This is a genomic window from Streptomyces sp. NPDC026672 (assembly GCF_040638185.1).
Taxonomy (GTDB): Bacteria; Actinomycetota; Actinomycetes; order Streptomycetales; family Streptomycetaceae; genus Streptomyces.
Window position 1 is genome coordinate 21729 of the sequence record NZ_JBEZXS010000067.1, and the last position, 9446, is coordinate 31174.

9 protein-coding genes are annotated in these 9446 nt (G+C 72.9%); 2 read left to right on the top strand and 7 right to left on the bottom strand.

Annotation, left to right across the window (positions count from 1 at the left end; all coding sequences use genetic code 11):
• Positions 1 to 232 precede the first annotated feature (232 nt).
• The 7 genes from AB0F77_RS40595 to AB0F77_RS40625 form a co-directional block, all read right to left on the bottom strand.
• Positions 233 to 763, bottom strand: a complete 531-nt coding sequence (locus tag AB0F77_RS40595; RefSeq protein ID WP_361958969.1) for a hydrogenase maturation protease — start codon at positions 761 to 763, stop codon at positions 233 to 235.
• Entirely contained in the window at positions 760 to 2163 is a 1404-nt protein-coding gene (locus tag AB0F77_RS40600; RefSeq protein ID WP_361958972.1) for a hypothetical protein, read from the bottom strand. The genes AB0F77_RS40595 and AB0F77_RS40600 overlap by 4 nt, the downstream gene beginning before the upstream one ends.
• Entirely contained in the window at positions 2160 to 2849 is a 690-nt protein-coding gene (locus AB0F77_RS40605) for a DUF6084 family protein (RefSeq protein ID WP_361958975.1), read from the bottom strand. The genes AB0F77_RS40600 and AB0F77_RS40605 overlap by 4 nt, the downstream gene beginning before the upstream one ends.
• Entirely contained in the window at positions 2846 to 3490 is a 645-nt protein-coding gene (locus AB0F77_RS40610) for a DUF5947 family protein (protein WP_361958978.1), read from the bottom strand. The genes AB0F77_RS40605 and AB0F77_RS40610 overlap by 4 nt, the downstream gene beginning before the upstream one ends.
• Entirely contained in the window at positions 3487 to 4011 is a 525-nt protein-coding gene (locus tag AB0F77_RS40615) for a hypothetical protein (RefSeq protein WP_361958980.1), read from the bottom strand. Before AB0F77_RS40615 ends, AB0F77_RS40610 begins: the two co-directional genes overlap by 4 nt.
• Entirely contained in the window at positions 4008 to 5792 is a 1785-nt protein-coding gene (locus tag AB0F77_RS40620) for a nickel-dependent hydrogenase large subunit (protein ID WP_361958983.1), read from the bottom strand. The genes AB0F77_RS40615 and AB0F77_RS40620 overlap by 4 nt, the downstream gene beginning before the upstream one ends.
• Positions 5793 to 5867: 75 nt before the next feature.
• Positions 5868 to 6956: a hydrogenase expression protein HypE gene (locus AB0F77_RS40625; RefSeq protein ID WP_361958986.1), complete on the bottom strand. Its 1089-nt coding sequence runs from the start codon at positions 6954 to 6956 to the stop codon at positions 5868 to 5870.
• 839 nt (positions 6957 to 7795) lie between these two features.
• On the opposite strand from AB0F77_RS40625, the gene AB0F77_RS40630 reads away from it, so the two are divergent.
• Both AB0F77_RS40630 and AB0F77_RS40635 read left to right on the top strand, forming a co-directional pair.
• Positions 7796 to 8416, top strand: coding sequence for an L-threonylcarbamoyladenylate synthase (locus tag AB0F77_RS40630; protein ID WP_361958989.1), 621 nt, complete (start codon positions 7796 to 7798; stop codon positions 8414 to 8416).
• A 112-nt stretch (positions 8417 to 8528) separates the two neighbouring features.
• Positions 8529 to 9284, top strand: a complete 756-nt coding sequence (locus tag AB0F77_RS40635) for a dienelactone hydrolase family protein (protein WP_361958992.1) — start codon at positions 8529 to 8531, stop codon at positions 9282 to 9284.
• Positions 9285 to 9446: the final 162 nt, after the last annotated feature.

The window sequence follows — 9446 nt, forward strand, 5'->3', positions numbered from 1 at the left end:
GACGTCCGCCGTTTGCCGCAGCGGACGCACGGGCGGGGACCGGGCGGGGACCGGGCGGTCACATCCGGCGGATCTTCAGGTAGCGGCGCAGGTCGGGCAGGGACTGGACGACGAACACGGCGGCCACGGCGGCGGCGGTGGCCGACGCGCCGACGACGATCTTCTTCATGGCGGCTCTCCTCACTTCACGGCTTTCCAGCTCACGGCTTCACGGCTTCACGGCGTGACGGCTTCACGGCGTGACGGTTTCGGTCCAGGGCCGCGCACCTGGTTCCGGGGACTGCTCGACCAGGCCCTCGACGATCCGGACCGCCTCGGGTACGGCGGCGGAGACGGGCTCGCTGAGTCCCATCCCCTCGTCCACGCGGGCCGGTTCGCAGCCGACGACCAGCGTGCGGCGCGGTGGGCGCCCGCCGGTGCCTGCGCACAGGGTGGCGAGCAGGGCGAGCACGGCGTCGGGGGTCATGCGGTGGCCGTCCATCGGGGCGCCCGCCGCGCCGGTGTCCTCGTGCTCGATCACGTACAGGGTGCCGGGGGCGCCACCCCGGGCGGTGGCGTCGAGCAGGATCAACGTGTCGTAGCCGTCGAGGAGTTGGTAGGCGAGGTGCACTCCCCGTACGCCGACGTCCATGACCTCGACGTGTGCGGGCGGGGTGCGGGCGGTCAGGGCGCGGGCGGTCTCCACGCCGAAGCCGTCGTCACCGAGGAACACGTTGCCGATGCCGGCGACGAGGACGCGGCCGGGTGCCGCGGGCCCGCTCACGCGCTCTCCTTCGGCCAGGCGAGTTCGTCGGGCTGGAAGTAGAGGAAGCGGCCCTGTGCGCGGCGGAGGTCGGCGCCGGGGTCGCCGTCGACGGTGACCGCGACGTGGACCGCGCCGTCGACGTCGTGCAGGACGGCCTCGACGGTGGCGGTGCGGCCGTGCAGGAACAGGTCCTGGGCGTCGGTGCGGCGCGGCCCGGGGCGCAGGACGACCCGGCTGCCGGCTCCGGCGGGCCGGCCGTCGACCAGGGCGCGGTCGGTGGCGGGGTCGAATCCGGCGTCGCTCGCCGGGTCCCACCACGGGGCGTCGGGTGCGGTGGGCCCGGCGGCGGGGGCGGGCCGGGTCACCTCGCGCAGTCCGCGCACGGCGCCGTGCAGGCGTTCCAGCACCTCGGGGGGCAGCGAGTCCGCGAGGTCGATCACGGCGGCGGCCCGTGCGTCGGTGCCGCGGGCCTCGCGTTTCTCGGCGTCGGTGAGGGCGGCCGTGCGCAGGGCGAGGATCTCGTCGATCTCGGTGGCGTCGTAGAGCGCGCCGGGGCTCTCGGGGGCGATGGCCGGGTGGTCCTCCAGGATGATCGGGGAGGACAGCACGACGTCCGTGCGGCCGGGTTCGCCGGCGAGGACGGGCCAGGTGTGCAGGTTGCGGCAGGTGGCGACGGCGCCCCCGGCCCACTCGGGCGGGTCGGTCAGGGACAGGAATCCGCCGCGGTCGAGCGCCATCAGGAGGTGGGTGGCCACCAGGCAGCGCGGGAGGGCCGCGTCCCGGTCGGACGCGTGGCCGTCCGGCGGGGTCCAGGTGCTGGTGTTCTCGACGACGGCGGTGAGCCGGAAGACCCGGTAGGGCCCGTCGAGTTCGTGTGCGGACAGGCGGAGCAGGCCGTCGAGCCGTTCATGGCGGTGGACGGTCCGGCCGACGGTGCGGCCGTGCGCGTCGAGGACGGGTTCGCTCTCCTCGCCCGCGGGCCGGTCGAAGGGCAGTGCGACCTCTTGGGCGAGGAGCCGGTCCAGCGGGACGACGGCCTCGACGCGGTCCTCTACGCCTTCGTCCCAGGGGACGAGCACCCGGTCGTCCAGGGGGAGTTCGGCGACGGTCTCGAATCCGCCGCCGGGCAGGGCGCGTTGGACCTCGCGGCGGCGGGCGCGCAGGAAGCGCAGTTCGACGGCGAGGGTGGCGTCCGCCCCGGGTTCCATGAGGCATTCGGTGTGCTGGAAGGTGTGTTCCTCGCGGTCGGCGCCCCAGGCGGGCGGCACGAGGACGCCGAACTGCCAGCGCAGCCGGTTCTTGGCGGCGGAGGCGCGGTACGGGTAGAGCACGTAGCCCTCGAAGAGGACGGCGTCGGCCACCGTGCGGGCGAGGGCGAGGCGGGCCTCGGTCGCGGGGGCGAACGCGGTGACGCTCATGGAGCGTTCCTTCCGCCGGTGCCGGTGAGGGGGGTGCCGGCGGGGGCGGTGCGCCGCCCGGTCCCGGCGTGGGCGAGGAGGTCCTGGACGGTCGCCTCCCAGGAGGGCAGGGCGCGGTGCAAGCGGTGGGCGAGCAGGGCGTCCATGGTGGCGCGGGGCAGGCTGATCCAGCCGCAGCCGGGGAAGTGCTGCTCGACCATCTCGCGCCAGGTCGCCACGGGCATCCGGAAGGACGCCTCGCGGTCCCAGGGCACGGGTTCGACGCGGAAGCCGCCCGCTCCCGTGAACGCCGTCCCGGAGAACAGCATGAGCAGCGGCACCTCGCCGCCGTCGAGCGCGGCGAGGTAGCGGGTGGCGGCGATGTCCATGTCGTACGTGCAGGGCACGACGAGGTCGGCCTCGGTCTCGTGGGTGAAGCCGGGGACGAGCAGGGAGACCTGGGCGAACTGGACCGGCTGGAGGGTGCTGCCCCAGCGGGAGGGTTCGCCGAAGAGGTCGACGAGGCCGTCCGCCTCGGCGCGGTCGTAGCCGCGCCGGGCGGGTTCGACGCGGAGCTGGCAGTTGAGTGCCAGGGCGTGCACGGGTTCGTCGCCGGAGGCGGTGACGCGCAGCCGGAACACCAGGGTGGGTCCCGCGGCGTAGCGGTCGGCGCGGACTCCCGTGCAGGAGAAGGAGAGTTCGGTCATGGGCGGGCCTCCTCCGGAAGGGGTTCGGCCCGCTCCTCGACCTGGGCGAAGAACGCGTCGAGGGCGGCGCGTGCCTCGGCGCCGCCGTCGAAGCCCTGCCACAACAGGCGCATGCGGCCGACGAGTTCGTAGCAGATGTCGATGGGGACGAGGTGGCAGACGATGCCGTCGCCGGTGCGGCGCAGCAGCAGTGCCTCGACGTCCGGTTCGAGCAGCGCGGCGAGCCGGCTGCCGCCGAGGACGGAGTCCCAGGTGTCGGGGTCGAGTTCACTCTCGGTGGCCCCGGCGGGGCTCGGGTAGTGGGCCACCAGTCGGTCGAGCGCGGTGTTGCGGAAGAAGAACGCGACGCCGACCGGGATGCGCAGCCGGTCCCAGGCGCCGTCGTCGAGGCGGTGGCCGGGGTCGGTGAGACGGCGGTCGGGTACGACCCGGAAGCGGCCGGAGCCGGCGCCGGGCCGTTCCATCAGCAGCAGGCAGGGGCCGCAGGCGCAGACCAGGGCGCGCTGTTCGACGTCGACGAGGTGGCGGTGGCGCCCCTCCTCGACGGGGGTGGCGCACAGCCCGCAGCGTTCGGGCCGCGGTGGGCGCCCGGACAGGAAGCGGCGCAGGCCGGGCGCCCGCAGCGGTGGCGGCGCGGTCACGCGGGGGCCCCGGGGCGGGCGCCGATCTGGAGCAGCGCGGGCTCGGCCGGCGCCAGTTCCACGGCCGTGACCTCCGGTGCGAAGCAGGTCAGCGCGTCCTGGGCGGCCCGCTGTACGTCGGTGGTGCCGCCTGAGGCGCAGCCGCAGCCGGCTGCGGTGGCGCGCAGGCGCAGGGTTCCGCTCGTCTCGTCGAGGGTGACGACCTCGACGTCGGCCGGAACGGTGTCGAGGGCGCGGGCGATCCGGGCGGGCAGGTCCTCGGGGTGCAGGTCGTGCAGGACGAGGAGGCTGCCGACCAGTTCGTCCCCGAGCAGGGCCTCGCGGAAGCGGGAGTCGGCGGGGACGGCGAGGAGCTGGACGATCCGGGCGAGTCCCGCGCCGTAGAACTCCATGAGGGAGCGCACCAGTTCCTCGGCGGCCGCGACGGCGGTGGGGTCGCCGGTGGCGGTCAGCCGGTCGAGCACCTCCTCCACGCGCCGCCCGGCGAGTTCGGCGTTCACGGGAACGGCGGGGGCGCTCATCCGCCCAGTCCGCTCAGGCCGGTGGGGACGTGCATGGTCTCCACGGTGCGACCGCCGCCGACGTACATGTGGACGCCGCAGGGCAGACAGGGGTCGAAGCTGCGCACGGTGCGCATGATGTCGATGCCCTTGAAGCTGTCCGGCGGGTTCTCCTCGAAGATCGGCGTGTTCTGCACGGCGTCCTCGTACGGGCCGGGCGTGCCGTAGGAGTCGCGGACGCTGGCGTTCCACGGGGTGGGCGGGTACGGGTGGTAGTTGGCGATCTTGCCGTCGCGGATGACCATGTGGTGGGAGAGGACACCGCGGACGGCCTCGGTGAAGCCGACGCCGACGCTCTCGTCCGGGACCTCGAACTTCTCCCAGGTCTGGGTACGTCCGGCGCGGACCTCGCCGAGGGCCTGTTCGGCGAAGTGCAGGGCGAGCGCGGCCGTGTACGCCTGGAAGTAGCTGCGCGCGCGGTTGCGTTCGAGCGCGTTGCTCCACTTGGGGATCTTCCACTCGAAGGTGGTCTCGGGCCGGGTCATGGTGCGCGGCAGGTTGATGACCACGCTGTGTCCGGTCGCCTTCACACCGCCGGTGTCGACGAGGCCGGCCAGCGCGGTGGTCCACAGCCGGGCGAGGGGGCCGCCGCCGGTGTCCAGGGCGAGGTGCTCCTTGCCGTCGAACCAGCGCGGCGACATGACCCAGCTGTACTTGTCGTCGAAGTTCCGCTTCTGCGGGGCCGGGATGGTGTGCTGGTTCCAGGGGTGGCGGGGGTCGACGGGGTTGCCGAGCGGGTCGTGGGTGACGAACTGCTCCTGGCCTGCCCAGTCGTCGTAGTAGGAGCTGCCGAGCAGGATGCGGATGCCGAGGTTGATCTCGGTGAGGTCGGTGGTGACGAGCTTGCCGTCCACGACGACGCCGGGGCTGACGAACATCTTCCGCCCCCAGTCGGTCATGTTGGCGTAGGTGAAGTCGCAGTGCTCGGGGTCGTTGAGGGCGCCCCAGCAGCCGAGCAGGACCCGGCGCCTGCCGACCTCCTCGTAGCCGGGCAGCGCCTCGTAGAAGAAGTCGAACAGGTCGTCGTGGAGCGGGACGACGCGCTTCATGAACTCGACGTACCGCATCAGGCGGCTGAGGTAGTCCGTGAACAGCTGCACGGAGGCGTTGGTGCCGACGCCGCCCGGGTAGAGCGTGGAGGGGTGCACATGGCGGCCCTCCATCAGGCAGAACATCTCCCGGGTGTAGCGGCTGACCTGGAGCGCCTCCCGGTAGAACTCGCCCTCCAGGGGGTTGAGGGAGCGCATGATGTCGGCGATGGTGCGGTAGCCGTGGTCCGCGGCGTGCGGGGCCTCGGTGCGTTCGGCGAGTTCGAGGACGCCGGGGTTGGTCTCCCGGACCATCTTCTCGCAGTAGTCGACCCCGACCAGGTTCTCCTGGAAGATGTTGTGGTCGAACATGTACTCCGCGGCCTCGCCGAGGTTGATGACCCACTCGCCGAGGTGCGGGGGCTTCACGCCGTACGCCATGTTCTGCGCGTACACCGAGCACGTGGCGTGGTTGTCGCCGCAGATGCCGCAGATGCGGCTGGTGATGAAGTGCGCGTCGCGCGGGTCCTTGCCGCGCATGAACACGCTGTAGCCGCGGAAGACCGACGAGGTGCTGTAGCACTCGGCGACCCGCTTCTGCTTGAAGTCGATCTTCGTGTGGATGCCCAGGCTGCCCACGATGCGGGTGATGGGGTCCCAGGACATCTCGATCAGGCCACTACCGTCGCCGGCCGCCTTGGTCGTCGGTGCCATCGTCTCTGTGGTGCCCTTCTGCGGGGGAGGTGCGGGTGGGGGACGGAGGGGACGGGGTCCGGGTGCCGCGGGGGGTCACCAGGGCGGCCGGTAGCCGGTGGTGATCTTGCGCCCGGTGTGACGCCACTTGGGCTCCTTGTCCACGGTGTGCTGGGTGACGGCGCGCAGTCTGCGGACGACCGCGCCGTAGGCGCCGCTGGCGGTGGTGGAGAGGGTCGCGCCCGGGGGCTGGTCCATGAACGGCATGAACTTGTCCGGGAAGCCGGGCATGGTGCAGGCGATGCAGATGCCGCCGACGTTCGGGCAGCCGCCGATGCCGTTCATCCAGCCTCGCTTGGGTACGTTGCACTTGACGACCGGGCCCCAGCAGCCCAGTTTCACCAGGCACTTGGGCGAGTCGTAGGTGTCGGCGAAGTCGCCCTGCTCGTAGTAGCCTGCGCGGTCGCAGCCCTCGTGGACGGTGGCGCCGAACAGCCAGGTCGGGCGCAGCTTGTCGTCCAGCGGGATCATCGGGGCCGAGCCCGCCGCCTGGTAGAGCAGATAGGTGAGCGTCTCGGCGAAGTTGTCGGGCTGGATCGGGCAGCCCGGGACGCATACGAGGGGGATGCCGGCCCGGGACTTCCAGTCCCAGCCGAGGTAGTCGGGCACGCCCATCGCGCCGGTGGGGTTGCCCTGCATGGCGTGGATGCCGCCGTACGTGGCGCAGGTGCCGATGGCGACGACGGCGAGGGCCTGGGGGGCGAGCCGGTCGATCCACTCGCTGGTGGTGATCGGCTGGCCGGTGGCGGGGTCGTCGCCGAAGCCGCACCAGTAACCCTCGGGTTTGATGGCCTCGTTGGGGATCGAGCCCTCCACCACGAGGACGAAGGGGTCGAGTTCGCCCCGCTCCCCCTTGAAGAACCACTCGATGAACGTGTCCGCGCCGCCGACGGGTCCGCACTCGAAGTCGATGAGCGGCCAGTGGACGGCGACCTTCGGCAGGCCCGGCAGCACACCGAGGACGATCTGCTCGATGCTCGGCTGCATCGCGGCCGTCAGCGCGACCGAGTCTCCGTCGCAGCTGAGTCCGGCGTTGATCCACAGGACGTGGATCGTGGGGGTCTCTTCGGCGGGCGGGCCATGGAGGTCCGCCGTGTCGGCCGGGGTGGGCGTCGCCGGGGTCATGGGACCGCCTCCTAGGGGAGGTAGGGGGGCGAAGGTGGGCGAGGTGCCACCGGTTTTCTTGGTATCAGGGGTCCTGCCGGGATGAGAGGTCGACGCGGTCCGTTCCAGTGACGCCCGTCACCGTGGGTAGCCGCGGCGGCCGTGGACGGCGGGTCGGGCGGGGGCGCCCTGCCGTGTGCGATCGTCCGGCACCGGCCGTCCGGTCCTCCGGCGACGGGCTGCGGGGGTCACCCGAAAGCGGCCCCGACACCGCCACCCGGCGGTGTGCATCCGCAGGGGGCCGACGCCGGGGCGGGGATCGCCCAACTCCCGCGACTCACAGGGGAGTCGGTGGCGGCGTGGGTGGGACGTCGGGAAGGGCGAGCCCCGGGCAGGCGACGGCGACAGCCGACCCCGAGTGGGCGACACCGCGGCGGGGCCGCGGGGATGTCAGGGCGTGGGTGGGGGCCGGGGCATGGACGGGGCGGGGCCCGGAGACGGTCAGGGGGGCGGGGACATGGGTAGGGGCCGTAGGCCGGGGCCCGGCCACGGGCGGAAGCCCGGGCATCGGCGTGCCGCAGCCGAGGCGCGAGCAGCGACGGCCCAGGCATGGGCGGGGGCGTGGGCGGGGCACGGAAACTTCTCGGGGCCGGTGGGAGTACCCGGTGTCTTTCGGGGAAGCCGCGCAGCGAAGCGCGGCAGGGGCTCACCCCCTCCGCCCCGGTGTCGCGCGTCTCCGCCGGCGGTCCATCCCCCCTCGGGCCGCCGGCGGAGACCTTCCCCCTCACCCCGTCGGCGCCCGCACCCCCTCGCCGAACCGCCGGAGGCGTCCTGACCCGTTCACGGCATAAGCTCGCCGAATGGCGAAGTACTTCGACGTGCACCCCGAGAACCCGCAGTCCCGCAGCATCTCCCAGGTCGCCGACGCCGTGCGCTCCGGCGCGCTCATCGCGTATCCCACCGACTCCTGCTACGCCCTCGGCTGCCAGCTCGGCAGCCGGGACGGGATGGACCGGATCCGTTCGATCCGGCGCCTCGACGACCGGCACCACTTCACCCTGATGTGCCGGGACTTCGCGCAGCTCGGACAGTTCGTGCGGGTCGACAACGACGTGTTCCGGGCCGTGAAGGCGTCGACCCCGGGCAGCTACACCTTCATCCTCCCGGCCACCCGCGAGGTCCCCCGCAAGCTGCTGCACCCCAAGAAGAAGACCGTCGGGGTGCGCATCCCGGACCACGTGGTCACCCAGGCCCTCCTGGCCGAGCTGGGCGAGCCCCTGCTGTCCAGCACGCTCCTGCTGCCCGACGAGGAGGAGCCGCTGACCCAGGGCTGGGAGATCAAGGACCGGCTCGACCACGTGGTGGACGCGGTGGTCGACTCCGGGGACTGCGGCACGGAACCCACGACGGTCATCGACTTCTCCGGCGGCGAGGCCGAGATCGTACGGCGCGGCGCGGGTGACACCGGCCGCTTCGAGTGACCCCGGGCCCGGCTGCCGGACCGCGGATCTTGCGTGACAGCATGGCCGATGCACGTACCGTCGAGCGCGCGTACTCGCCGCCCGGCGCCCATTTCGCAGGGAGGCACTCCCCATGACAGCCGTACAGGGCACCGCCGTCGACATCACCACCGAGGACGGCACCGCCGACGCCTACCTCGCCCACCCCGCCGACGGGCAGCCCCACCCGGGCGTGCTCCTCTACCAGGACGCCTACGGCATCCGCCCCCACCTGCGGTCGATGGCCGACCGGATCGCCGCGGAGGGTTACACGGTCCTGGTGCCGAACGTCTTCTACCGGCACGGCCGGACCCCGGTCTTCGAGCTGCCCGAGTTCATCGACCCGGGTGCCGACCCGACCCTCTGGGAGCGGATCGGTCCGGTCATGCAGTCGCTGACGCCGGAGCTGGCCAAGCGGGACGCGGGCGCCTATCTGCGCTGGCTGGCCGACAGCCCGCTCGTCGCCGACGGCCCGGTGGCACTGACCGGCTACTGCATGGGCGCCCGGCTGTCGCTGCTCACCGCCGGCAGCTACCCGGACCGGGTCGCGGCGGCGGCCGGCTTCCACGGCGGGCGGCTCGCCCCGGAGGACCCGGACAGCCCGCACCTGGTCGCCGGGAACATCACCGCCGAGGTGTACTTCGGCCACGCCGACCAGGACTCGTCGCTGCCCCCGGAGCAGATCGAGCGGCTGGAGGAGGCCCTCACGGCGGCGGGCGTCCGGCACCGCTGCGAGGTGTACGAGGGCGCCCACCACGGTTACACCCAGACCGACACCCCGGCGTACGACAAGGCGGCGGACGAGCGGCACTGGACGGCCCTGCTCGACCTGCTCGCGCGCACCTTCTGAGTCCGCTCGACGCGGGACGTCCCGCACCCGGAGGTCTTCCCCCCGGGTGCGGGACGCTCGGTCGGCCGCGGTGCGTCAGCTCGTCGTCAGGGCGGTGTCGTCCACGACGAAGCTGGTCTGGAGCGAGGAGTCCTCGGTCCCGGTGAACTTCAGGGCGACCGT